1 protein-coding gene is annotated in these 266 nt (G+C 63.5%); it reads right to left on the bottom strand.

What is annotated here, in order from left to right; genetic code table 11:
- The coding region (locus AC0IYH_RS31920) for a CoA transferase (protein WP_471838288.1) at positions 1 to 266 on the bottom strand (266 nt) is incomplete at both ends.

Below are 266 nucleotides of genomic sequence, written 5' to 3'. Positions count from 1 at the left end.
GGTCTGGCCGTAACCGGTGATCGACACATAAACCAGCCGCGGATTGATCGCCTTCAATGCCTCATACCCCCGCCCCAGGCGCTCCATCACTCCGGGGCGAAACTGCTCCAGCAGGATGGCGTAGTCCTTGACCAGCGCGCGCACAATCTCCAGCGCCTCGGCCTGCTTGAGGTCCAGCGCCAAACTGCGTGTATTGCGATTGAGGTAGGCATGGCTCGCCGACGTGCCATGATCGTGCGGCGGCAGCACCCGCAGCAGGTCCATGC

Source organism: Pseudomonas sp. AC463, from assembly GCF_979253585.1.
The sequence above is the reverse complement of the archived record's forward strand: the minus strand, read 5'-3'. Positions and strand labels throughout refer to the sequence as shown.